Genomic DNA, 25,124 nt, shown 5'->3' with positions numbered 1-25,124 from the left:
CCACAAATTATTTATCATATGAGTATAGATCTTAAAACAATTAAGCATATATCAAAATTATCAAGAATTTCTGTAGATGAGGAAAGAGCTGATAAATTAGCAAAAGATTTAAGTTCAATATTTAAATTTATTGAAAAACTCAATGAATTAAAAACTGATGATGTTGAACCATTAACTTCTGTTGCTGAAACAACTTTAAAACTTAGGTCAGATGAAATTAAAAGCGATAATATAAGAGATCAAATTATAAAAAATTCACCTGATAGTAATGAAGATTATTTTGTGGTTCCTAAGGTGATAGAATAATGACTGAAATTACATCCTTATCACTTTCGAATTTAGTAAACAAAGTTAAGAAAAAAGAATTGTCATCTGTAGAGATAACCAAATCATTTGTAGAAAGGTCAGAAAAATCAAAAAAACTTAATGCTTACATTACTGACAATTTCGAAAATGCTTTAAATAAAGCAAAGCAATTTGATGAAAATCCAAATTTAGATTTAAAGCTTCCAGGTATTCCAATTGCGGTTAAAGATTTGTTCTGCACTAAAGATGTAAAAACCACTGCCGGGAGTAAAATGTTAAATAGTTTTATTCCACCTTATGAGTCAACTGTTACTCAAAATATGTGGAATGAAGGTGCTATTCTTTTAGGAAAATTGAATTGTGATGAATTTGCAATGGGGTCTTCTAATGAAACTAGTTACTTTGGAAATGTTCAAAATCCAATTGACGAAAATTTAGTTCCTGGTGGATCATCTGGAGGTTCAGCATCAGCTTTAGCTGCTCGTTTAACACCTATTACAATTGGAACTGATACTGGTGGCTCAATTAGACAACCAGCATCATTTACAGGCACCGTTGGATTAAAACCTACTTATGGAAGTTGTTCTCGTTATGGCATAGTAGCTTTTGCATCTTCACTTGATCAAGCAGGACCAATGTCACAAAATGTAGAAGACTGTGCATTGCTTCATGAAATTATAAGCTCTTATGATTCCAAAGACTCAACATCTGTTGATTTTAAAAGAAATGAATATAGCAAAGAATTAAATAAAGATATCAAAGGAAAAAAAATTGGTATTCCTAAAGAATATAGAGTTGATGGTATGCCAGATGAAATTGAAGATTTATGGAAAAAAGGAGTTGAATATATTAAAGATTGTGGTGCTGAAATAATTGATATTTCTCTTCCACATACTAATTATGCTTTACCGACATATTATATTGTAGCTCCGGCAGAAGCATCGTCAAATCTAGCTAGATATGATGGAGTAAAATATGGTTTTAGAGCCGAAGGTAAAAATCTTATAGATATGTATGAAAAGACTAGATCTGAAGGTTTTGGTTCTGAAGTTCAGCGTAGAATAATGATTGGAACCTATGTTCTTTCATCAGGTTATTATGATGCTTATTATCTAAAGGCTCAAAAAGTTAGAAATTTAATAAAATCTGATTTTGATGAAGCATATAAAAAAGTTGATGCAATTTTAACACCATCAACACCAAGTTCAGCTTTTAAAATTGGGGAGAAAACAAATGATCCAATTTCTATGTATTTGAATGATATATTTACAGTGCCAGTTAATTTAGCAGGTCTACCTGGGATATCTATTCCGGCAGGTCATGATAAAAAAGGATATCCTCTGGGTTTACAATTAATTGGTAAAGCTTTTGATGAGCAAAATTTATTAAACATTGCATATGCAATGGAAGAAAAAATAGGTTTTGAGAATAAGATTTCTGATTGGTGGATGAAATGAGTAATACTAATTCTCAATACTTAATTGAAAGAGGTGATAACCAATATGAAGTGGTAATTGGATTAGAAGTTCATGCACAAGTAACCTCAAACTCCAAACTATTTTCATCATCACCTACCAAATTTGGCTCTGAGCCAAATACACAAGTAAGTTTAGTTGATGCTGCCTTTCCAGGTATGTTACCAGTCATTAATAAATTTTGTGTTCAACAGGCAATTAAAACAGGCATAGGTCTTAATGCAAAAATAAATAAAAGATCTGTTTTTGATAGAAAAAATTATTTTTACGCTGATTTACCTCAGGGGTATCAAATTTCTCAATTTAAAGATCCAATAGTAGGTGAGGGTAAAGTGATTCTAGATATGCCCGATGGTCAAAAAGAAGTAGGTATAGAGAGACTTCATTTAGAGCAAGATGCTGGAAAAAGTATTCATGATTTAGATCCACAAAATACATTTGTAGATCTTAACAGATCTGGTGTTGCCTTAATGGAAATTGTCAGCAAACCAGATTTAAGATCACCAGATGAAGTAAGTGCATATATTAAAAAATTAAGATCAATTATGAGATATTTAGGAACTTGTGATGGAAATATGCAAGAAGGATCTCTAAGAGCAGATGTTAATGTATCTGTTAGACCGATAAAATCTAAAGATTATGGAACAAGATGTGAGATAAAGAATGTAAATTCAATTAAATTTATGCAGATGGCTATAGAGTATGAAGCTAATAGACAAGTTGATTTAATTGAGGAAGGTAAATCAATTGATCAAGAAACAAGATTATTTGATACTAAAAAGAATGAAACTAGATCTATGAGATCAAAAGAAGATGCTCATGATTATAGATATTTTCCTGATCCAGATTTGTTACCTTTAGAAGTTTCAGATGAATTTATAGACAACATTAAATCTGATATTCCAGAACTTCCTGATGATAAAAAAAAGAGATTTATCGATGAATTTAAATTATCTCCCTATGAAGCTACAATTTTAGTTTCGGACATAGAAATTGCAAAATATTTTGAAGAAGTGGTGGATAAGATGGGTAAAAATAAAGATATTAAATTAGCGGTTAATTGGATTACTGGTGAATTGTTTGCTTTATTGAATAGTAAAAATATTGAAATTTCTCAAAGCCCTATAAGTGCTAAAAACTTAGCAATATTAATAAATTTAATAAAGAATGGAACTATCTCTGGAAAAATAGCAAAAACTGTTTTTGAATTAATGATAGATGGAGATAAAGATCCTCAAAAAATTGTTGAGGAAAAAGGATTAAAACAACAAAGTGATCCTAAGGCTTTAGAGACTTTAATAGATAAAATTATTAATGAAAATAGAGAAAAAGCTATTGAGTACAAACAAGGTAAAGAAAAATTATTTGGTTTCTTTGTAGGGCAAGCCATGAAAGCATCTGGAGGTAAAGCTAACCCTCAGTTAATAAATGAAATATTAAAGAAAAAACTTTAATTTTGATATTATTGTCAGATACAAAGGACTTAAAAAGCCATGGGTACGAACCTAGAAATTAGCGATAAACTTCAAAAGTACATAAATGATTTTAGTTTAAAGTTAAATCCAGTACAGCAAGAAATATTAGATTATAATAACAAACTTGGTGATATTAAGAGAATGCAAGTTGCAATATCACAATGTCACTTTTTACATTTAATTATAAAAATTTCTGGTATTAAAGATGTACTTGAAATTGGCACTTTCACAGGCCTAAGTGCACTCTCAATTTCTCTTGCACTTCCCAACGATGGAAAACTTATCGCTTTGGATAAAAATCAAGAAACTAATAAAGTTGCTTTAGATTTTTTTAAAAAAGCCAAACAAGATCACAAAATAAAAACAATTATTAAGCCTGCACTTCAAAGTTTAAGTGAATTTAAAGATCAAAAGTTTGATATGATTTTCATTGATGCTGATAAAATGAATTACAAAAATTATTATGAAAAATCTTTAGAATTAATCAAAAAAGGTGGTTTGATTATTATTGATAATGTTTTATGGCACGGAGAAGTAATAGATGAAAAAAATAATGACAAATTTACAATAAATATTAGAGAATTTAACAAATTTATACTTGAAGACAAAAGAGTAGAACAACTTATATTTCCTTTAGGTGATGGAATGACAGTGTGTAGAGTTTTATAATGTTTGAAGTATTTGGCTTTTATAAATTCATAAAAATTAATACTTTAAAAAAGAATAAGGACATCTTACAAAAATTATTGATCCAAAATAATTTAAGAGGAACCATTATTATTGCAAAGGAAGGATTAAACGGAATAATATCTGGAAAATCAAAAAATATATTAATCTTAATTAACAAACTACAATCCTTATTTTCATTTAAAAAATTTGATAATAACAATAAATCAAAGTCTTCATTTCAACCCTTTCATAAGCCAAAAGTTAAAATCAAAAAAGAGATAGTTCCAATGAATTTAACTTTAAATCCCAAAGAAAGAAATTTAAATACTCATCTTGATCCAAGAGAATGGAATAAATTAATTAAAAAAAAAGACACACATATAATCGATACAAGAAAACCTTTTGAATACGAAGTTGGTACTTTTAAAAAATCAATTAATCCAAATATTAATAACTTCAGAGATTTTCCAAAATATCTAAAAAAATTAAAAAAAAATAAACCTATTGCAATGTTTTGTACAGGTGGGATTAGATGCGAAAAAACATCAGTATTTTTAAAAAAGAAAGGTTTTAAGAACATATATCAATTAAATGGGGGTATTTTAAATTATCTACAAAAAATTAAAAAAGAAGAAAGTTTATGGAAAGGTGAGTGTTTTGTTTTTGATAATCGAATAAGTCTTAAACATGGTTTAAAAAGCGGAACTTTTAAAATGTGTAGTGGATGCAGAAAGCCAATCTCTACAAAAGATAGAAAATCTAAAAAATATGAAGAAGGTGTTTCATGTCCAAGTTGTTATGATAATTTAACAACTGAACAAAAATCTCGTTTTAGAATGAGACAAAGTCAGATATATAAAGCTAAAAAATCTGGCCAAAAACACATTTTTCAAAAAGAATATAAATAAAAGGTAATTTTGTCTAAATCAATTAATCTAACTAAAGATCCAATTTGGACCTTGTTAAGAAAAGTAACTATTCCAGCAAGTGTTGGATCACTATTTCAAACTTTTTACAATCTAGTTGATACTTGGTTTGCTGGTAAAATTTCAGCAGAAGCAATAGGTGCCATAGCTAAATCATTTCCGATATATTTTACAATTATTGCTGTAGGTGTTGGTGTAGGCGCTGGAACAAATGCTTTAATTGGAAATTCTTTAGGTGAAAAGAAAAATAAAGTTGCTTCTATGTATATTGCACAATCATTAATTTTTGCTTTATTTATATCTATTTTGGTAACATTATTCGGTTTGAATGCGTCTAACTTTTTATTAGGAGTAATGGGATCTGATGAGACTGGGATTTTTTTAACTAGAGAGTATCTAGACATAATTTTTTATGGAACATTTATTGTGCTTATACAAATTTCACTTAATGGAACTTTGAATGCTCAGGGCGATACAAAAAGTTATAGAAATGTTTACATTTTTAGTTTTTTTCTAAATATATTTTTAAATCCACTTTTTATTTGGGGATATGGAATAATACCAGCATTTGGAATTGCTGGGCTTGCTATTGCAACTGTTATTTCACAATTAATTGGAACAATTTATTTAGCTTATAAAGTTAATAATTGTAGAATAAAAAAATATTTAAAAATTCAGTGCTTTATTCCTAAATACAGCTATTTGATCTCATTAATTAAACAATCACTCCCTATAATGTTCAGCATGTTATTTATTGGAGTTGGAATATTTAATATCTTATATTTTATTGGTCAATTTGGTGATTTAGCTACCGCAGGTTATGGCGCTGCATTAAGAATTGAACAAGTTTTTCTACTACCCGTTATTGGACTAAATACAGCAGTTTTATCTATTGGTGGTCAAAATTTTGGAGCAAAAGCTTTTAATAGAATTAGAGAACTTTATTTTAAAGCATTAATTTTTGGATCTTCATTTATGGCTTTAGCAGGTGTGATTATTTTCTTTGGTGCTGAATTTTTTGTATCTTTGTTTACCGACAATTCTGAAGCAATAAAACATGGAATTATTTATCTAAAAGTTGCTGCATTAATAGGACCAATTTATCCAGCTTTTTTTATTACAACGGCAGTTTTTCAAGCAGTTAAAAAACCTTTATATAGTCTTTATCTAAGCATCTTGAGATTAACCGCATTTCCTTTTTTATGTTTATGGTATGTAATTAATATCAGAGGTGGAGACTATGAAGATATATTTTACACAATTATGGTTACAAATTGGATAATGGGAATTGCTGTTTTGCTATTTATTGGTTATTTCTTAAATAATGTATTTAATCAGAAAAAACCTCTTTTTAGTTTCTAACCTAACTTTAATCTTTTTATTTTTATTAGATATTTGTAATGCTAAATCCTCTGATATTAAGATAGTAGATGGTGACACGATCCATATTAATGGTGAAAAAATTAGATTTAGCGGTATAGATACGCCTGAATTAAAACAAACTTGTCTTTCTAATAAAGAAATATTCTTTTGTGGATTAGAAGCTAAAAATCTATTAGTTAAAATTATTGATAACCGCGATGTCAATTGCATTTCTGAGGGAAAAGATCGATACAAAAGAACATTAGCAGAATGTTTTGTGGGTGATTTAAGTTTATCAAGATATTTAGTTAGAGAAGGTTATGCTTTTGCTTACAGAAAATATTCAAATAAATTTGTTAAGGATGAAGAATTTGCAAAAAATAATAATAAGGGTATGTGGTCAATGTCATTTGAATATCCTTGGGAATATAGAAAAAAAAATTAGTCGTTTTTCAATTTTTTTTCTAATTTTCTAACAAAATAAGAAACTATCAAAATTAAAACTAAATATTCTAAAATTAAAAATGTATATATTTCTAATGGTCTATATGTAGTAACGACTAACTCATTAGCTTTTCTTGTTAGATCGCCGATACCAATTATTGACACAAGCGAGGACATTTTCAATACATATACAAATTGATTTCCAATTGCTGGTAAGATATTTTTAATTGCCTGAGGTAAAATAACTAATCTTAATTTTCTTAAAAAACCTAAACCTAAAGAGCTACCAGCTTCCCATTGAGCCTTTTTAATAGAATTTATTCCTGCTCTAAATATTTCTGCTTGAAAAGCACTTTCGCTAATAGATAGAGCTATAATACCAGATACAAATGGACTGAAGCTAATACCTGTCATAATAGGCAATCCATAATAAATCCACAGTATCAAGACTAACAATGGTATTGCTCTAACAATTTCCACATAACCTACATTAATGTAAGTTAAATACTTGTTCTTTGCTAAAGATGGTACAGCAACAATAAATCCTAAAATCATTGAAATTATTATTGAGACAACAGAAATGAAAATTGTTGTTGTTAATCCACTTAATAGAAATTTAAGATTAGTTAAACCCTCAACATTATTTGGAGATAAAATTAGCCAATTAAGTTCATTTTTACCACATGATGTTAATGGAAATAATAGAAGTAAAAAAAGTATTTTTTTCACTTACTAATCTATAAATGATTAAAATTAATTATAAGCTTTTCAAATTGTATTTAGCCAATAACTCAGTGAAAAAACCTGATGATTTTTTCTTTTTTATCCATTGATTAACATAATTGTTCCATTTTTCATCACCTTTAGGAACCATCATCGCTAAAAATGCGGGATTTTTTTCTCCATCAGGTACTATAGTTAACTGTGGATATTTGATTACTAATTTATTTGCCTCAGTAGAACTTGTAATATTACCATCTGCTCTACCAGCCAAAACCTCTTGAAAATCTCTCGCTGGTGCTTCAACAGAATTTAATTTTGATTTAGGAAAAAACTCTTTAGCTTTTTCTTCTTGTGAAGTCCCCAATGTAGTTGCAATTGTTACATTAGAATTGTTAAGCGAGTCCCATGTTGGAAATTTTTTTAAATTCTTTTTAAGAACCAATGGCACAGTTCCGTACTTATAATAGGTGTCAGTAAATCCCGCTACTTCAGCTCTTTTTGGGGTTTTGGTTACACTTGTAGAAATATCATATCTTTCTGATGTAATACCGGAGACAATAGTTTTCCATTCTGCAGGAACAAATTCTACTTTTACACCCATGTCATTGGCTAGTTCATTCATTACATCAATATCAAAACCTTTATATTTATTTGTTGCTGGATCTTTTACTGTCATAGGATCCCAGTCTCCTGTTGTCCCAACTTTTAAGACACCTGTTGATAAAATTTTATCTAAATTCGATTCTGCGTTTAGAGAAAAGGGCAAAAGTGCTAAAAGCACAACATATAATAGTTTTTTCATAAACTATCCCTAACTTATTTGAATTTGTATTATTACCTATAATCTTGACGCACTATCGCTCATCCATGAAAATAAATGTCTAGAAAAAGATCTTCTTACAAAAAGATTTGCATCGTTTTGATCTTTATTTTGAATAATTACATCTATTTTAGCTAATAATGTTTGTGTTGTTACACCTTTTTTATTTCTAAATTCATTAAAGTTAAATGGAGATCCTGTTTGAAAAAGGTCAAATATCTTATTTCCAGATAAATTTATCATTACAAATTGGTCAGTGACATCAATGACAGCTCCTAATTTTGTTTTACAGATATTTTGAATTAATTTTTCCTCTATTTGATTAAAATCTTTGTCATCGATAGTATTAGAAAAAATTAACCATTCATCTGGACTAAGCCAAATAGTGGTTATTTCACCATTAGATGATGAGGTGTTAGCTTCTGTTGGAAGCAATATATTAATTGCTCTTCCAACTGCAGATATAAATTTTCTACTCTTACCTCTTATTATTAATTTTCTGATTGGAGAAATTTCTTTTAATTCAATATTTGAAAATTTTTTTTGATCATTTATTGCAGGTTGTAAATTAAGCATTTAATCTTTTATTCTCCTTATCTAAAAAAACTGGATCAGATACTGTTACATTAATGTTTTTGTTTTCCATTGGTATAATTAATTTTTGACCCAACATTTTTTTTCCGCCTCTAACTACACCAAGTGCAATTGATTTATTTAGGTTTGGGCTAAAATAACTTGAAGTAACATGGCCCAACATTTCTATAGGTTTTTTGTTTGTATCAGCAACAATTTGAGCACCTTCTTCAAGTACTTCATTTGGATCATCAGTCAGTAGTCCGACTAATTGTTTTCTATCTTCTCTTATAGTGTCTGATCTATATAATGATCTTTTACCAATAAAGTCATATTTTTTCTTGCTAACAATCCAATCCATTTGAAGATCTATAGGTGTGAGTGTTGCATCCGTATCTTGACCAACAATTATAAATCCTTTTTCAGCTCTAAGTAGGTGCATAGTTTCAGTTCCATAAGGTGTAATATTAAATTCCTTACCTGCCTCCATACATTTTTCCCACAGAGATTTTCCATAGCTTGCTGGAATGTTAATTTCATAGCTATGCTCACCGGTAAAACTTATTCTCATAATTCGACATTTCACATTATCAATTTCAGAATTTTTAAAAGACATATGAGGAAAATTTTCATCAGATAAGTCCATGTCTGGAATTATTTTTTGAATTATTTTTTTACTATTAGGACCACATATACTTGCTGTTGCATAATGGTCAGTAACCGAAGTTAAATGAACATCTAATTCTGGCCATTCAGTTTGTAAGTAGTCTTCCAATTTTCCAAGAACATTTGCAGCGCCCCCAGTTGTTGTAGTCATAATATAATGATTTTCATCTAGTCTGGTCGTAACACCATCATCATAAACCATTCCATCTTCATTCAACATTAAACCATATCTGCATTTTCCTATCGCAAGTTTAGACCATGCGTTAGTATAAACACGATTTAAAAACTCTGAAGCATCTGTTCCTTGAATATCAATTTTTCCTAAAGTCGATGCATCTAAAATTCCTGCACTTTCTCTTGTAGCCTTACTTTCTCTTTGAACTGCTTGATGCATGTTTTCATTATCTTTTGGATAATACCAAGCTCTTTTCCACTGACCAATATTTTCAAATTCTGCATTATTTTGTACATGCCAATCATGCATAGGGGTTTTCCTAAAAATATCAAAAAATTCACCTACATTTCTTCCAACAATTGTACCAAAAGTAAGAGGGGTATATGGTGGCCTAAAAGTTGTTGTTCCAAGCTCTCCCATTTTGACCCCAGCAGTGTCTGCAATGATTCCGAGAGCATGCATGTTACCAAGTTTTCCTTGGTCTGTTCCCATTCCAGTTGTTGTATATCTCTTTACATGTTCTATTGATCTAAATCCTTCTCTAAGAGCTAATTTTATATCTTTAGCTGTTGCATCATTTTGATAATCAACAAAAGGTTTAGTTTTTCCAATAACTTTGTCAGATGGTAGTAACCAAATATTTCTTTTTGTTAAATCTTCATTACTTTCAATATCTAAGTTATCAAATTCTGTTGAACTGACTGCAAAAAATTCTTTTAGTTGATTAGGTATATTTTTAATTATTGAGTTTAAACTAAAATCACCATTGCACGAGCCTATACTGATTTGTTTAGATGGATAAGTTTTTGGAATAAAAACTTGATCTTCTTCTCTAAAAGAAAGTTTTCCACCAGATTGGGTAAATAAATGTACAGCTGGTGTCCATCCACCAGACATTCCTAAGCAATCACAAGAGATTTCAATTTTATTTCCCACAACATTTTGTCCATCTTTTGAAAGTTGCATTATTGAGATTTTATTAATTCTTCTATATCCGGATGTATCGACTAAAGTATAACCTTTGAGTATTTTAATTTGATTTTCCTCAACTTTTTTAACAAGTTCAGAATTTGGATTTTCTCTAATGTCTATAATAGCTTCTAATTTGATACCTTTATCAATAAAGGAGAGAGCCGTTTCATAAGCGCTATCATTATTAGTAAATAGAATATTTTTTTCACCACATGCAACACCAAATAAATCTGCATATCTTTTTAAAGCTGAGGCTAATAAAATTCCTGGTCTATCATTATTGTTAAAGATCAATGGTCTTTCGAGCGCTCCAGTTGATGTAACAACTTTTTTTGCTCTTATTTTTAATAACTTTTGTCTTATTTTGTCTTTTCTCTCATGAATTGGTAGATGATCTGTAAGATTTTCTTTTGCCAATATATAATTATATCCATGATACGCAGCAACACTTGTTCTTGTTTTAATTTCTAGGTTTTCTAATTTTTCTAAATCATTTATTTGATTGGATAACCATTTTGACGGTGTTTCATTGTCTAAAAAGACCTCATTATCCTCTTTATAAATAGTTGATCCACCTAAAATCGGTTTTTCTTCAATCAATAAAGTTTTTAATCCATTCTTAGCAGCCGTTTTTGCTGCCATGATGCCTGAAATTCCAGATCCAATTACAAGTACATCGCAATGAACATATTGATGTTCATAAATATCTGGATCAGGTTGAGTAGGTGACTTACCTAGTCCAGCAGATTTTCTTATGAAATATTCGTATTTTTCCCAGAAGCTTGCTGGCCACATAAATGTTTTATAGTAAAACCCAGCAGGTAAAAGTGGCGATAATAAATTATTTATTCCTCCAATATCAAAATTTACACTTGGCCAACAATTTTGACTTGAAGCTTCTAAACCCTCATATATCTCAACCTCTGTAGCTCTTACATTGGGTTCAGTTAATGCCGTACCATCGTTAATTTGAACAATTGCATTTGGCTCTTCTGAACCAGCGGTCATTATTCCTCTTGGTCTATGGTATTTGAAACTTCTTCCAACTAAATGGACATTGTTTGCCAATAATGCGGAGGCTAGAGTATCTCCTTTAAAACCATAATACGTTTTATTATTAAATTTAAATGAGATACGATACGTTTGATCAATAAATCTGCTAGTTTTTATTCTTGGATTCTTTGACATATTAAACTGAAGGAGGTTTCTCACCCATTTTATAAATTGCTTTTATTTCATCGTTAGATGTATCACGAACCATGTTAAACCACTTTCTACAACCATGAGCATGGTTCCATCTTTCGTATTGAACTCCTTTTATGTTTTTTCTCATAAAAAGATATTCAGCCCATTCATCGTCACTGAGTTCAGTAGGTTGTTTGGGTCTTTCTATATGAGCTTCACCACCAGCTTTGAATTCACTTTGCTCTCTTTCACCACAATAGGGACAGTTAATTACAAACATTTAGTGAGCTACAGCTGCAGCACCATGTTCATCAACAAGGTCACCACTTACAAATCTATTTAAATTAAAAGCAGCATTTAGTTTGTGCGGCTCATCATTTGCAATCGTGTGTGCAAATAGATCACCTGATCCAGGGGTCGCTTTAAATCCTCCTGTTCCCCAACCACAATTGAAATACAAACCTTTCACCATCGTTTTACTTATGATTGGACTTGCATCAGGACAGATATCAACGATACCACCCCATTGTCTTAACATTCTCATCCGACTAAAAATTGGATATAGTTCTAATATTGCATTTAACGTTCCTTCAACAATATCATGGCTACCTTTTTGTGAATATGAAACATAATCATCTGTTCCAGCTCCAATTACTAATTCACCTTTATCTGATTGACTTACATAAGCATGTACCGCATTTGACATAACAACTGTATCAATAATAGGTTTTACAGGTTCTGATACAAGAGCTTGTAGTGGTTTACTTTCTAACGGAAGTTTAATACCAGCCATATTTGCGATCACACTTGAGTGTCCAGCTGCAACAACGCCAATTTTTTTTGTTTTTATAAATCCTTTTGTAGTTTCCAATCCTTCAACTGCATCACCATTTCTTTTAATTCCTTTAACTTCACAATTTTGGATTATATCAACACCCATTTCATCAGCTCCTCTTGCATAACCCCATGCGACTGCATCGTGTCGTGCTGTACCAGCTCTTCTTTGTAATGTTCCACCTAAGACAGGGTAACGTATATCTGGTGAAGTATTTATTATTGGACAAAATTTTTTAACCTCTTCTGTTGAAAGATAAACAGCATCAATACCATTTAATCTATTTGCATGTGTTCTTCTTTTTAAATCTCTAACATCTTGAAGATTGTGAGCTAAATTCATTACACCTCTTTGACTAAACATTACATTGTAATTTAATTCTTGAGATAAGCCTTCCCAAATTTTTAACGCATGATCATAAAGGCCTGCACTCGCATCCCATAGATAGTTTGATCTAATAATAGTTGTGTTCCTTCCAGTATTTCCTCCACCAATCCATCCTTTTTCAACTACAGCAATATTTTTCATGTCATGTTTCTTAGCTAAGTAATAAGCTGTAGCTAAACCATGACCTCCACCACCAACTATAACAGCATCATATTCTTTTTTAGGTGTTGGATCTTTCCATGCTTTCTCCCAGTTCTCATGATAAGAAAATGCATTTTTAATTAGAGAGAATATTGAATATTTTTTTTTCATAGAATTTTGAATAATTACTTTATTAATATTCAATATTCAATACAATCAAATGTAACAAAATAAGGAAGAGTGGGTGAGAGGCTGAAACCAGTCGTTTGCTAAATGACCGTGCGAGGAAACTTGTACCGAGGGTTCGAATCCCTCCTCTTCCGCCATTTTAGAATAAGGGATTGTCCTTGAAAAAATCTGTCATTTTAATTGGTTTTTGTTCAAGAATATATCTATAGACATTATAATTTTCTAATACTCTTTGAACATAATTTCTTGTCTCTCTAAATTTAATTAATTCAATCCAATCAACATAATCAATTTGTTTTTTCTGTGGATCTTTATTAATTTTTTTCCAATACTTAACTCTATTAGGTCCAGCATTATAAGCTGCAACTGCAAACGGATAAGCACCATCATAATTTAATATTAGACCAGCGATGTAATGTGATCCTAAATTAATATTATACTCAGGATCAGTAGTTAATCTGGATTTTACATAAGGAAGCTTTGCTTGTTTTGCAACTAATTTTGCTGTGTAGGGCATTAACTGCATTAAACCTTTGGCTCCAGCATGACTATTTGCACTTAAATCAAATTCACTTTCCTGTCTAATAATTGATAATATAAATGCACTTTCAGGAATTTTTCTTCCATTGATAAATTTTGGTGTACTTATGATAGGATAGTTATATTTATTATGAAATCTTCTTTCATAAGAAGCAATTTTTGCAATTTGTATTGCAAAATCAAATCTTCCTATATTAGTGGAAAGTTCAGACGCTAAAACTTCACTTCCATTTTCTATATTTTCGTTTGCTAAATGTCTTAGGATAAATTTTGTGTATTTATCTTCATTAAGTTCATCTAAAAGATAAACTACCTTTACCAACTCCTTTGAGTAAAATTTTTCTCTATATTTATTGTCGACTTCTATATCTTTTGGAAGTTCAAAAGTTTTATTAGGATTTAATTCCATAAAAGCAAGTTGACCATAGTATGTTGTTAGATATTTAGATGCTTCATTAAACCATTTATTTGAATTTTCTTTATCACCAAGTGCTTTATAAGATCGTGCTAACCAGTAAGCACCTCTTGATGTACTGATTGGATAGCTCACATTATTATAAAAATTTTGAAAATGATCTTTAGATAATAGAGGGTCATCTAAAAAACTTAACGCAATCCAGCCACTCATCCATTCTGCTGCAGCATATTCTGGCCCCTCGGTTAAAGCGTGGTTGCTAGATATTTTATAGGCTAATTCATATTTCTTTTTATAAATTAATGCTCTTGAAATTATTTCTCTCTCTTGCCACCATTTTTCAGGGCGCACTAAATAATCTTTTGTGTTTTTAACTTTTAATAATATTTCAGCTGAACTATCTACACGACCTCTTTTACGTCTCCATTTCAAACGATCAAAATTTAAACCTGCATCATTTTTAAATCGCGCAGGAACATTTTTAATAGCTTGATCCACACCATAGGATTTACTCATTAATAATTGTCTGGCATTATACAAAAGTTCGTAATCTTTAGGTAAATAACGCAATATTCTTTTTAAATCCCAATATTTGTTTTCCCAAGCAAGATAATCTGCTCTTTTTATATAATCATCTGCATTAAGATGTTTTTTAAATTTTTTTCTAAAAAGCCTTAAATCAGCTTTACTTAATTCAGCAGTTATCCAACCATCTTTAATTAATTTTTTTCCAATATCTACTTGGCCAGATAGAATATAGCTTTCACCTAAGATCATTTTACCATAACCACTTAAGGGCTCTTCACCTCCAAACCAATCTATAATTTTACCTGGTGTAATTTTTTCATTAGACAACTTATGTTCTGCTAAATATCTAATTCTACCAATTCTTGGATAATCGGGATTTGAATTTATAAAATTTAGATATTCATAGAATGATGCTTTATTTCCTTTAGTTAAAAGGTGTCTCCATTGGATAAAATTATATATTGATTTATCCTTAGCTTTTTTTGCTACCCCTAGGGCATTACTCCAATTGGATTTTTTCATTTCTGCGACTGCTTTTTTTGCAAATGAAAAATCCTTTTTAGTATAAAATTTAGACCTATCAATCTCAGGTTTGGTATTTTTACCAGCTATTAATGGTTTCTTTTTGGGTAATAAATATTTTGGTTTTAAAGATTTTTTATCTTTTATTATTTTTTCAACAATTTTTGTTTTTTCTTTCAAACTTGGTTTTGGAAGGGGTTTTAAAATGTTCAGTATTATTTTTTTCTGAATTTCATCATCTGTCAGTATTGGTTTCTTAATTGGTATAATTTTACTATTCAGAGAAAATGCAAAGTTGTTTGTAATCAATAAAAATATAACTGCTGTAAGAATGGTTGTTAGTTTTCTTGGCATAATCTTTAGTATGTGAATCAATAATTTATGTTATAAGTATTTATGTTTAAAGGATCAAATGTAGCGTTAATAACACCATTTAAAGATGACAATCTTGATATTGATAGTTATATCAAATTAATTCATTTTCATCTTAATAATGGGACTAGTGGACTTGTGCCAGCAGGCACTACAGGTGAGTCTCCAACACTTAGTCATAAAGAGCATCAGCAAGTTATTGATCTATGTATAAAAGAAAGTAAGGGTAAAATACCTGTAATTGCTGGAACAGGCTCAAATTCTACTGTGGAAGCAATATCGTTAACATCTCATGCTGAAAAAGCAGGTGCCAGTGCAGCGTTAATCGTGACCCCATATTACAATAAACCCACTCAGGAAGGACTGTATCAACATTATAAAGCTATTAATGACAAATGTGGATTGCCAATTATTATTTACAATATACCCGGAAGATCTGTAATTGATATGTCCGTAGAAACTATGGCTAGACTTTTTGAATTAAAAAATATTGTTGGTGTTAAAGACGCAACAGGTGATTTAGATAGAGTAGACCAACAATTAAAAGCAATGGGAAATGAATTTATACAATTAACAGGAAACGATGATAATGCTTTAGAGTTTAATCGAAGAGGTGGGGTTGGAGCAATTAGTGTAACTGCCAATATAGCTCCTAAGCTTTGTTCTGATTTTCAATCTTTATCTTTACTGCCTGATGATCAATCAAAAAAGGAAGCTGAAAATTTAGATAAAGTTTTACAACCATTACACTATTCTATGTTTGTTGAGAGTAATCCAAGTCCAGTAAAATATGCAGCTAAAATTTTAGGTTTGTGTGATGATGCTGTTAGATTACCACTTGTAAAAGTGACAGACGAAACAAAAAATATAGTAAGTAAAGCACTAGAGACAGCTAAACTAGTCTAATGAAAAAAAAAACCAGTCCTGGTTTGAAGATTATTTGTTTAAATAGAAAAGCAAGCTTTAATTATTTTTTTGAGGATCTTATAGAGGCAGGAATTGTTTTAAAAGGTTCAGAAATTAAATCAGTAAGAGAAGGTAAAGTTAATATTGCTGAATCCTATGCTGTTGAAAAAAATGGAGAGATTGTTTTAATCAATTCTCATATTGCTCAATATAAACAGGCAAGTATGACAAATCATAATCCAATGGATGAAAGAAAATTATTACTAAATAAAAGAGAAATAAATAAACTTATTGGTAAAATGCAGAGAGATGGATTTACAATTGTTCCAACTAAAATGTATTTTAAAAAAGGAAAAGCAAAAATTGAAATCGCGGTAGCCAAAGGTAAAAAGCAATACGATAAGAGAGCAGCTAAAAAGAATAGAGATTGGAATCGTGATAAAGCTAGATACATAAGAAAATCAAGTTGATGATATATATTGGCTTAGGTTCTAACTTAGGAAATAGAATTCAAAATATTGAAAATGCAAAATATCTGCTGAAATCTCATGGTATTGATATTCTAAAGTCATCTAGTTACTATGAGACATTATCATGGCCAGATACTACTAATCCAAAATTCATAAATATAATAATTGAATCAAATACAAATATCCCCGCAGATAGATTAATCAAAATTTTCAAATTAATAGAAAAAAAACTCGGTAGAAGAAAAGGTCCAAGGAATTCACCTCGTACTTGTGATATTGATCTAATTTCTTATAGAGACAAAATTTTTTTAGATAAAATCAAAATTCCTCACAAAAGAATGTCGAAAAGAAATTTTGTATTATTACCTCTTTTTGAAATAGCCCCAGATTGGATACATCCAATAACAAAAAAAAGTGTTAAAGATTTAATTTTTTCTTTACCAATTAAAGATATTACAACTATTAAACAAATATGATTTAATGTTATATTAAATTATATGCTTAATTCTGACGACCTCATAAATAAAGTTAAGATTTATAATAAGTTTGTTAATTTAGAACGCTTAAATAAAGCTTATAATTTTGCGGTAAAGGCTCATAGTAATCAAAAAAGAGCTTCAGGCGATCCTTATTCTGTGCATCCAATTGAGGTAGCAAATATTCTCACTGACTTAAAATTAGACTCAGCCACTATTGCTACAGGCTTACTACATGACACAATTGAGGATACGTTTGCAACTTACGAAACAATCAAAGGTGAATTTGGAGAGGAAGTTGCTGAATTAGTTGAGGGGGTTACAAAGATTTCAGTTTTCGAAAATACTGCTGCAGCTAATTCTAAAGCTGAAAATTTCAGAAAATTAATTTTAGCCACATCAAAAGATATTAGGGTTTTATTGGTTAAGCTTGCAGATAGATTGCACAACATGAGGACAATCAAATCAATTTCTCGAGAAGATAAAAGGAAGAGAATTGCACAAGAAACCATGGAAATTTATGCTCCCCTTGCTGATAGAATGGGAATGCACAGAATAAGAGATGAACTTGAAGATTTATCATTTGAAATATTAAATAATGATGCAAGAAAACTTATTCAAAATAGATTAACTGAAATTAAACAAGACAAAGAAGATCTTTTTGAGGCTCTTTCAAAAGAAATCCAAAATTTATTATCAGAAAATGATATTAAATCCTCAATTTATGGTAGACAAAAAACTCCTTTTTCAATTTGGAGAAAAGTTCAAAAAAAAAGAGTTTCGCTTGAACAAATCACAGACATTATTGGATTCAGAATTATTTTAGAAAATATAGACGAGTGTTATCATTGTTTGGGAGTTTTACATAAAAAATGGAATTGCATACCAGGAAAATTTAAAGATTACATCTCCTCACCAAAAATTAATGGATATAAATCACTTCACACATCTGTAATTGGGTCATTTAAAAAACCAATTGAAATTCAAATTCGAACAAATGAAATGCATGACTTTGCTGAAAGAGGAATAGCATCACATTGGAATTATAAATCTTCTGAAAAATTTAATTCTCTTCAATGGAAGGAATATGATTGGTTAAAAGACTTAGTTGAGATTATTGAAAGAAATGAAAATCCTGAACATTCTTATGAATATACAAAATTACAAATGTTTCAAGAAAACGTATTTTGTTTTACACCTAAAGGCTCAGTGATAAAATTACCTAAAAACGCTACTCCAATTGATTTTGCTTATGCAGTTCATACTAAAATTGGAAATACTGCTATTGGCTGTGAGATAAATGGTAATAAAAGTGAAATGCAAAGTATTCTTAGAAATGGAGATACAGTAAATATAATCACTTCTAAAAATCAATCTCCCTCACTTCACTGGATACCTGTTACTAAAACAGGTAAGGCAAGAGCCGCAATAAGAAGATATTGGCATGATAAAGGAGAAGAGAAAGAAGAAAAGCTTAAAAAATACAATACTACATTATGGATTTCATTACCTGACAAGCCAGGACAATTAGGAAGTATAAGTTCATTGATAGGTGACCACAAATTGAATATTTCAAATTTAGTTATGGCTGGTAAAAATCCAAATTATATAAATTTTAAATTCCAGTTAATCATTAGAGATTTAAAAAATTTCACTAATTTTATTGCGGAGTTAAAGCAAAAAGGTATAAAATTTAAGATAATTAGACACGAAGATAAAAGAAATGCTTTCACTCAAAAAATCCTTAAGTATTTTAAAAAAGACTGATGCTCTTTTAGAGGGTCATTTTGTTTTATCTTCTGGTCTTCATTCTCCAAAATATATTCAATGTGCAAAATTATTAAGTTTCCCAAATAAAGCTAGTTTAATTTGTAAATCTCTTGCAAATAAAATTAAAAAAAATTACAAAAAAATTGATTTAATTTTAGCACCAGCAATGGGAGGTGTTGTTATTGGATATGAAATCGGCAAACTATTAAAAAAAGAGACAATATTCTGTGAAAGGGTTAATGGCAAATTTAAACTTAGAAGAGGTTTTGATATTAAAAAAAATTCAAAAGTTCTAATAATTGAAGATGTAATTACAACAGGTAAATCAAGTTTAGAATGTGTAAAGTTAATAGATAAATCAAAAGCAAAATTAGTTGGATTTGCATCCATAATAGATAGATCAACAAAAAAAACTTTAAAAATAAAACATAAAATTATTTCACATTTAAAAATTGATGTTCCTACATATAAATCAAATCAATTACCAAAAGAATTAGCTTCAATTCCAATTACAAAACCGGGAAGTAGATTTTTAAAGTGAAAAGGTTAGGAGTTAATATCGATCATATTGCAACACTAAGAAATGCAAGAGGTGAATTTCATCCAGATCCATTTTTTGCTGCTAAATATGTAAATCAACAAGGAGCAGACTCTATCACAATTCATTTAAGAGAAGATCGTCGTCATATTAGAGACTTGGATGCAAAAAAAATCTGTTCAATAAAAAATTTATTGGTGAATTTAGAAATTTCTATAAAAAATGAAATAGTTAATAATGCTCTAAGAATTAAACCTAATTATATTTGCATTGTTCCGGAAAACAGAAAAGAAATAACTACCGAAGGTGGTTTAAACATATCAAAAAATAAACATAAGATTAAAAAAATTATAGATCTATTTAAAAAGAATAATATCAGAACCAGTCTTTTTATTAATCCAACTTCAAAAGATATACTTCTATCCAAAGAATTAGGAGCTGAGTGTATAGAAATTCATACAGGTCGATTAGCTAATTTAGTAAAATCAAAAAAGAAATTTAGAAAAGAATTATTGCGTATAAAATCTTCTTGTAAATTAGCAGATGAAATAGGACTTGAAATACATGCTGGTCATGGTCTGGATTATAAATCTACAGAAATTTTATCAAAAATTAATGAAATAAAAGAATTCAACATAGGTCATTTTATTATTGGCGAGTCAATTTTTTATGGAATTAAAAATGTCATAAAAAAATTCAAAAAAATTATTAAATAATGAAAACAGTTGGTATTGGTGTTGATATAGTTGATAACAAGAGGTTTACAAATTTAGTAAGAGATAAGAAATTCATTAATCGAACATTTAGTAAAAAGGAAATTTCAAATTCAAAAAAAATTTCTAATAAAATAAACTTTTATTCAAAGAGATTTGCTGCAAAAGAATCTTTTGCAAAGGCTCTAGGAACTGGCTTCAGAAATGGCTTAAATTTTAAAGATGTGGAAGTACTAAATAATGATCTTGGGAAACCATATTATTTAAAAAATATTAAAATTAAGCAATTTATTAAAAAGATAAAAAAAATTGATAATTTTGAATTGTTTCTTTCAATTTCTGATGAAAAAGATTACTCAGTTGCCTTTACAATTATTCAAAAAGTTTAATGATTTCTAAAGCTGTAATATTAGATAATATAAAAACTCTTTTTTATGCGTTAGTTATTGCGGTAATTATCAGATCTTTATTATTACAACCTTTTTATATTCCATCATCCTCGATGGAGCCTACGCTTTTAGTTGGTGATAGACTTTTTGTCACAAAGTATTCATATGGATATAGCAAGCATTCATTCCCTTTCAGTCCTCCAATTCTAAATAAAAGAATAATGTTTTCTGAACCTAAAAGAGGGGACGTCGTTGTATTTAAAACTCCAGCTGATAACAGAACTGATTACATAAAAAGATTAATTGGTTTGCCTGGTGATACAATTCAATTCCTAGATACAAATCTTTATATTAATAATAGTGAAATATTAAAATCTCGTACATCAATTTCTGATAAAATTTTTTGCGGCAATAGAACAATAGATGTTTTTACTTTTGAGGAAAAATTACCAAATAATAAGATTCATAAAACTGTATATCTAAAAAATTTTCCATTCAATAATTCCGATCCATTTATTGTCCCTAAAGACCATTATTTTTTCCTAGGAGATAATAGAGATTGTTCTAAAGATAGTAGATTTTTATCAAGTGTTGGATATGTTCATAAAGATAATCTTGTTGGTAAAGCTCAATTTATTTTTTTTTCTTCTGACAAATCAATCGGTAGTTTTTTTGCATTTTGGAAGTGGCATAAATCTATTAGATTTAATAGATTTTTTAAGAAAATTATTTAATGAAAATAGATTATTTCAATTTAGAAAAAAAAATTAACTATAAATTTAAAGATAAAAAACTTCTAGTAAAATCCTTAACACACAAAAGTTATGATAAAATCAATAATAACGAAAAAATTGAATTTTTAGGTGATAGAGTTTTAGGACTTATAATAGCAAAAAAACTTTTAGAAATTTATCCTGAAGAAAAGGAAGGTATTTTAGATAAGAAATTTGCATCTTTGGTTAACAAAAAAACATGTCTTCAAATAGCTAATAATATTTCTTTAGAAAAATATATTCTAACATTTAATCCTAAAAATAAAAAAATTAAAGTTGAAGATAAAGTGATTGCTGATTGTTGTGAAGCATTAATTGGTGCTATATATTTAGATAAAGGCTTTACAGCTGTAGAAAATTTTATCTTAACTTTTTGGAGCAAAAATATTAAAGAGAGCGTTATCACGCAGATAGATGCAAAAACTAAATTACAAGAATATTCACTGAAGAAATTTAAAAAACTACCTATATATAAGATAATTTCTAATACTGGACCAAGACACAAACCAATTTTTAAAGTAGCAGTTAAACTTCCAAATACAAAATTCTATATTGGCCAAGGTACATCAAAAAAAGATGCTGAACAAAATGCAGCAATTATTTGTTTAGAAAATAATCAGTAATTTATGAACTGGGATGATACAGGATTTTTGTTATCAAAAAACAGGTATAATGAAAATTCCATAATAACAGAAATATTTACAAAAGAACGAGGGAAGGTTTCTGGTATAATTTTTGGCGGAACATCAAAAAAAATAAAGAATTATCTCCAAGTTGGAAATTTACTTTATACAAATTATAACTCTAAATCAGTCAATAGAATTGGTTATTTTAAAATTGAAATTTCTAAAGCCTTTACTCCTATTTATTTTGATGATCCAAAAAAATTAAATTGCATTTCATCATCTATGAATTTGATAAAAATCTTAACAGCAGACTCTCAAAGAAATGAGGACATTTATAAATCAATAAATGATTTATATAAAATTTTAGAAGAGCCAGATTGGTTAAAAAGATATATTTTTTGGGAACTTAACCTTTTAAGTATTCTTGGTTTCAATTTAGATCTTAAACAAATGGTTAATAAAAAAATTTTAGATAATAAAACTGTGTATTTTGCTAAATCATCAACTGAAAGAAAATTAGTTCCAAATTTTTTGATCGACAAAGATGAAAACCAAGAAAATATAAAAGATCTTTTAAATGGACTTAAATTAGTTGGAGATTTTTTGGATAAAACAATTCTTAAACCAAATAATATTAATCACCCTTTGACTAGAGAACAGTTTATAAATTCTTTAAAATAATTAAATTAAAATTTTGTCTAATCTATCTGCGTAGTAAGTTACTATTGCATTTGCACCAGCTCTTTTAAATGCAATAAGGCTCTCATAAATAGCATTCTTATCAATAATGTTTTTGTTTATAGCATTAGACAGTAGACTATATTCACCTGAGACTTGATAGGCAAATACTGGTATTTTAAATTTGTCTTTAATTGATTTTATAATATCTAGATATGGCATACCAGGTTTAACCATTACCATATCGGCACCTTCTTTTATATCTAAAGCGATTTCTCTTAAAGCTTCATCGGTGTTTCTAAAATCCATTTGATAAGTTTTTTTATCTCCCTTAAGTGAGCCTTTAGAGCCTACTGCATCTCGAAAAGGACCATAATAACTAGAAGCATATTTTGCAGCATAGGAAAGTATATTAATATTTTTTAATCCCTCATTATCTAAAGCAGAACGAATTTTTTTAATTCTTCCATCCATCATGTCTGATGGTGCAAGTACATCGCAACCCATCTTTGCTTGTAGTAAAGATTGATTAATCAAAACTTCAATAGTCTCATCATTAATTATCTCATTTGATTTTATCAAACCATCATGTCCATGTGATGTATAAGGATCAAGTGCAACATCACACATGATACCAATTTCATTTTTATATTTTTTCTTAATTTGTAAAATAGCTCTACAAACTAAATTATTTTCATTAAGAGCTTCAGTTCCAAGTTCATTTTTTTTTATTTTTTTCGTTTTTGGAAACAGAGCCACCATTGGAACTTTATTCTTTATTGCTTTATCTATTATTTGAGAAATTCTATCTATTGAATATCTATACACATCAGGCATTGATGGTATTGCTTCTCTTTTATTTTTTCCATCAAGTAAGAAAATTGGCAAAATAAAATCACTTGAACTTAAGGTGTTTTCTTGAACAAGTCTCCTTGTCCAGTCATATTTTCGATTTCTTCTTAGTCTAAGAGATGGATATTTACCTGTGATCATAATATTATTTTATAAAATGCGACAAATGTATTATATTAATCTTATTTTAAAAGAGTAATTAAAAATCATGAATTTAAATTTTAACGATTTTAAGCAACTAGATTTAAAGTTTAATATTAATAAATTGCAAGAAGCTTACAAAGAAGTAATAAAGATTAAAAATTTTGAAAGCCCTGAAGAAGTGACTAATTTTGGTGCGATTTCTTTAACACAAATCCCAGGAGATCCAGAGTCTATTAAAGGTCATAAAGCTAGAGGTGTTTTTTGGACAAAACCAGATGCAAGTGGGAAAGAAGTTTCAAGAGATGTTTCTATTGAAGAAGATAAATATTCTGAATTTATAGAGGATTTTAAAAATACATATTTTAAAGAGGTTTTTGACTCTCTATCAAAAAGATATAAACTTGGAAGAGTAAGAATTTTGCTTAAACAACCTCGATCTACTTTAAGTTGGCACAGAGATCCCGAACCAAGATTGCACATTCCAATTATAACTAATCCTGGATGTATTATGGTAATTGATAATGTTGCAAAACACATGCCAGCTGATGGTTCTTGTTGGATAACTAATAATACAAAATACCATAATTTTTTTAATGGTGGAGAAGAAAATAGAATTCATTTAGTTGCTTGCGTTTTAAATCATAAATTTAATTAAATTGAGAAAAGTTTTCATTGCTTCTGATCACGCTGGTTTCAAACTTAAAGAGCAAATAAAAAAAAAATTTTCAAACAATATCAACATCATTGATCTAGGCACAAATAACTCCACAACATCTGTAAATTATCCAAATTTTGCTCACCAATTGTGTAAAAAAGTTAGTTTAAATAATAAAAATATTGGTATTTTAGTTTGTGGATCAGGAATGGGAATGTCTATGGCTGCAAATAGACATAAAAAAATTAGAGCTGCACTTTGTTATTCAATAAAAAATACAAAATTATCAAGATTGCATAACAATTCAAATGTCATTACATTAGGTTCAAGGTTGATTAAAAAAGAATTGGCCTTTAAGTGCATAAATACTTTTTTAAGTACACCTTTTGAAAGTGGTAGGCATTTAAAGAGAGTTAAAAAAATATAGGTGGTAT

General features: G+C 29.1%; 27 protein-coding genes and 1 tRNA gene. 20 read left to right on the top strand and 8 right to left on the bottom strand.

Going from position 1 to position 25,124, the window contains the following annotated elements:
- The first annotated feature begins 18 nt into the window (after window positions 1-18).
- Genes gatC through B9N70_RS03075 form a run of 7 tightly spaced genes read left to right on the top strand, consistent with a single transcriptional unit; the run spans window position 19 to window position 6,658 of the window.
- The gene (gatC, locus tag B9N70_RS03105) at window positions 19-306 is read left to right on the top strand and encodes an Asp-tRNA(Asn)/Glu-tRNA(Gln) amidotransferase subunit GatC (RefSeq protein ID WP_085115120.1); all 288 of its coding nucleotides are present in this window, start codon (window positions 19-21) and stop codon (window positions 304-306) included.
- Window positions 306-1,763 (top strand): Asp-tRNA(Asn)/Glu-tRNA(Gln) amidotransferase subunit GatA, encoded by a 1,458-nt coding sequence (gatA, locus tag B9N70_RS03100; RefSeq protein ID WP_085114344.1) that lies wholly within the window; start codon window positions 306-308, stop codon window positions 1,761-1,763. Before gatC ends, gatA begins: the two co-directional genes overlap by 1 nt.
- Window positions 1,760-3,235: an Asp-tRNA(Asn)/Glu-tRNA(Gln) amidotransferase subunit GatB gene (gene gatB, locus B9N70_RS03095; protein ID WP_085114343.1), complete on the top strand. Its 1,476-nt coding sequence runs from the start codon at window positions 1,760-1,762 to the stop codon at window positions 3,233-3,235. The genes gatA and gatB overlap by 4 nt, the downstream gene beginning before the upstream one ends.
- Window positions 3,236-3,274: 39 nt before the next feature.
- The gene (locus B9N70_RS03090) at window positions 3,275-3,925 is read left to right on the top strand and encodes an O-methyltransferase (RefSeq protein WP_085114342.1); all 651 of its coding nucleotides are present in this window, start codon (window positions 3,275-3,277) and stop codon (window positions 3,923-3,925) included.
- A complete protein-coding gene (gene trhO / locus B9N70_RS03085) occupies window positions 3,925-4,833 on the top strand; it encodes an oxygen-dependent tRNA uridine(34) hydroxylase TrhO (RefSeq protein ID WP_085114341.1) in 909 nt (302 codons plus the stop codon). The genes B9N70_RS03090 and trhO overlap by 1 nt, the downstream gene beginning before the upstream one ends.
- Window positions 4,834-4,842: 9 nt before the next feature.
- Entirely contained in the window at window positions 4,843-6,213 is a 1,371-nt protein-coding gene (locus B9N70_RS03080) for an MATE family efflux transporter (RefSeq protein WP_085114340.1), read from the top strand.
- Window positions 6,176-6,658: a thermonuclease family protein gene (locus B9N70_RS03075; protein ID WP_085114339.1), complete on the top strand. Its 483-nt coding sequence runs from the start codon at window positions 6,176-6,178 to the stop codon at window positions 6,656-6,658. The genes B9N70_RS03080 and B9N70_RS03075 overlap by 38 nt, the downstream gene beginning before the upstream one ends.
- Here the strand turns inward: B9N70_RS03075 and B9N70_RS03070 are convergent.
- Genes B9N70_RS03070 through B9N70_RS03045 form a run of 6 tightly spaced genes read right to left on the bottom strand, consistent with a single transcriptional unit; the run spans window position 6,655 to window position 13,305 of the window.
- Window positions 6,655-7,386, bottom strand: coding sequence for an amino acid ABC transporter permease (locus B9N70_RS03070; protein WP_085114338.1), 732 nt, complete (start codon window positions 7,384-7,386; stop codon window positions 6,655-6,657). The genes B9N70_RS03075 and B9N70_RS03070 overlap by 4 nt on opposite strands.
- Window positions 7,387-7,414: 28 nt before the next feature.
- Complete coding sequence (locus B9N70_RS03065; protein ID WP_085114337.1) at window positions 7,415-8,182, bottom strand: transporter substrate-binding domain-containing protein; 768 nt, start codon at window positions 8,180-8,182, stop codon at window positions 7,415-7,417.
- A 36-nt stretch (window positions 8,183-8,218) separates the two neighbouring features.
- Window positions 8,219-8,776, bottom strand: a complete 558-nt coding sequence (locus B9N70_RS03060; RefSeq protein WP_085114336.1) for a sarcosine oxidase subunit gamma — start codon at window positions 8,774-8,776, stop codon at window positions 8,219-8,221.
- Window positions 8,769-11,774 (bottom strand): sarcosine oxidase subunit alpha family protein, encoded by a 3,006-nt coding sequence (locus B9N70_RS03055; protein ID WP_085114335.1) that lies wholly within the window; start codon window positions 11,772-11,774, stop codon window positions 8,769-8,771. The genes B9N70_RS03060 and B9N70_RS03055 overlap by 8 nt, the downstream gene beginning before the upstream one ends.
- A gap of 1 nt (window position 11,775) precedes the next feature.
- Window positions 11,776-12,051 (bottom strand): sarcosine oxidase subunit delta, encoded by a 276-nt coding sequence (locus B9N70_RS03050; RefSeq protein ID WP_085114334.1) that lies wholly within the window; start codon window positions 12,049-12,051, stop codon window positions 11,776-11,778.
- Entirely contained in the window at window positions 12,052-13,305 is a 1,254-nt protein-coding gene (locus B9N70_RS03045) for a sarcosine oxidase subunit beta family protein (protein WP_085114333.1), read from the bottom strand.
- Window positions 13,306-13,368: 63 nt separating this feature from the next.
- On the opposite strand from B9N70_RS03045, the gene B9N70_RS03040 reads away from it, so the two are divergent.
- Window positions 13,369-13,460: transfer RNA gene (locus B9N70_RS03040), tRNA-Ser, on the top strand.
- Window positions 13,461-13,462: 2 nt separating this feature from the next.
- Here B9N70_RS03040 and B9N70_RS03035 read toward each other — a convergent pair.
- Window positions 13,463-15,682, bottom strand: a complete 2,220-nt coding sequence (locus tag B9N70_RS03035; RefSeq protein ID WP_085114332.1) for a lytic transglycosylase domain-containing protein — start codon at window positions 15,680-15,682, stop codon at window positions 13,463-13,465.
- 42 nt (window positions 15,683-15,724) lie between these two features.
- Here B9N70_RS03035 and dapA point away from each other — a divergent pair, with 42 nt between their 5' ends.
- From dapA to recO, 10 genes are read left to right on the top strand one after another with little or no spacing between them, the layout of a single operon-like run.
- Complete coding sequence (gene dapA / locus B9N70_RS03030; protein ID WP_085114331.1) at window positions 15,725-16,606, top strand: 4-hydroxy-tetrahydrodipicolinate synthase; 882 nt, start codon at window positions 15,725-15,727, stop codon at window positions 16,604-16,606.
- Window positions 16,606-17,076, top strand: coding sequence for an SsrA-binding protein SmpB (gene smpB, locus B9N70_RS03025; protein ID WP_085114330.1), 471 nt, complete (start codon window positions 16,606-16,608; stop codon window positions 17,074-17,076). The genes dapA and smpB overlap by 1 nt, the downstream gene beginning before the upstream one ends.
- Window positions 17,076-17,552, top strand: a complete 477-nt coding sequence (folK, locus tag B9N70_RS03020) for a 2-amino-4-hydroxy-6-hydroxymethyldihydropteridine diphosphokinase (RefSeq protein ID WP_085114329.1) — start codon at window positions 17,076-17,078, stop codon at window positions 17,550-17,552. The genes smpB and folK overlap by 1 nt, the downstream gene beginning before the upstream one ends.
- 21 nt (window positions 17,553-17,573) lie before the next feature.
- Window positions 17,574-19,319 (top strand): bifunctional (p)ppGpp synthetase/guanosine-3',5'-bis(diphosphate) 3'-pyrophosphohydrolase, encoded by a 1,746-nt coding sequence (locus B9N70_RS03015; protein WP_085114328.1) that lies wholly within the window; start codon window positions 17,574-17,576, stop codon window positions 19,317-19,319.
- Window positions 19,276-19,863, top strand: a complete 588-nt coding sequence (gene pyrE / locus B9N70_RS03010; protein ID WP_085114327.1) for an orotate phosphoribosyltransferase — start codon at window positions 19,276-19,278, stop codon at window positions 19,861-19,863. The genes B9N70_RS03015 and pyrE overlap by 44 nt, the downstream gene beginning before the upstream one ends.
- Complete coding sequence (locus tag B9N70_RS03005; protein ID WP_085114326.1) at window positions 19,860-20,576, top strand: pyridoxine 5'-phosphate synthase; 717 nt, start codon at window positions 19,860-19,862, stop codon at window positions 20,574-20,576. The genes pyrE and B9N70_RS03005 overlap by 4 nt, the downstream gene beginning before the upstream one ends.
- Entirely contained in the window at window positions 20,576-20,962 is a 387-nt protein-coding gene (acpS, locus tag B9N70_RS03000) for a holo-ACP synthase (RefSeq protein WP_085114325.1), read from the top strand. The genes B9N70_RS03005 and acpS overlap by 1 nt, the downstream gene beginning before the upstream one ends.
- Window positions 20,962-21,696: a signal peptidase I gene (lepB, locus tag B9N70_RS02995; RefSeq protein ID WP_085114324.1), complete on the top strand. Its 735-nt coding sequence runs from the start codon at window positions 20,962-20,964 to the stop codon at window positions 21,694-21,696. Before acpS ends, lepB begins: the two co-directional genes overlap by 1 nt.
- Window positions 21,696-22,358, top strand: a complete 663-nt coding sequence (rnc, locus tag B9N70_RS02990) for a ribonuclease III (RefSeq protein WP_085114323.1) — start codon at window positions 21,696-21,698, stop codon at window positions 22,356-22,358. The genes lepB and rnc overlap by 1 nt, the downstream gene beginning before the upstream one ends.
- A 3-nt stretch (window positions 22,359-22,361) precedes the next feature.
- Entirely contained in the window at window positions 22,362-23,042 is a 681-nt protein-coding gene (gene recO, locus B9N70_RS02985) for a DNA repair protein RecO (RefSeq protein ID WP_085114322.1), read from the top strand.
- On the opposite strand, the gene hemB is transcribed toward recO, so the two are convergent.
- Window positions 23,043-24,032, bottom strand: a complete 990-nt coding sequence (gene hemB, locus B9N70_RS02980; RefSeq protein WP_085114321.1) for a porphobilinogen synthase — start codon at window positions 24,030-24,032, stop codon at window positions 23,043-23,045.
- A 67-nt stretch (window positions 24,033-24,099) separates the two neighbouring features.
- Between hemB and B9N70_RS02975 the strand changes: the two genes are divergently transcribed.
- Both B9N70_RS02975 and rpiB read left to right on the top strand, forming a co-directional pair.
- Window positions 24,100-24,690, top strand: a complete 591-nt coding sequence (locus B9N70_RS02975; protein ID WP_085114320.1) for an aspartyl/asparaginyl beta-hydroxylase domain-containing protein — start codon at window positions 24,100-24,102, stop codon at window positions 24,688-24,690.
- Window positions 24,686-25,117, top strand: coding sequence for a ribose 5-phosphate isomerase B (gene rpiB, locus B9N70_RS02970; protein ID WP_172819966.1), 432 nt, complete (start codon window positions 24,686-24,688; stop codon window positions 25,115-25,117). The genes B9N70_RS02975 and rpiB overlap by 5 nt, the downstream gene beginning before the upstream one ends.
- Window positions 25,118-25,124: the final 7 nt, after the last annotated feature.

This window comes from Candidatus Pelagibacter sp. HIMB1321 (genome assembly GCF_900177485.1).
Taxonomy (GTDB): domain Bacteria; phylum Pseudomonadota; class Alphaproteobacteria; order Pelagibacterales; family Pelagibacteraceae; genus Pelagibacter.
The sequence above is the reverse complement of the archived record's forward strand: the minus strand, read 5'-3'. Positions and strand labels throughout refer to the sequence as shown.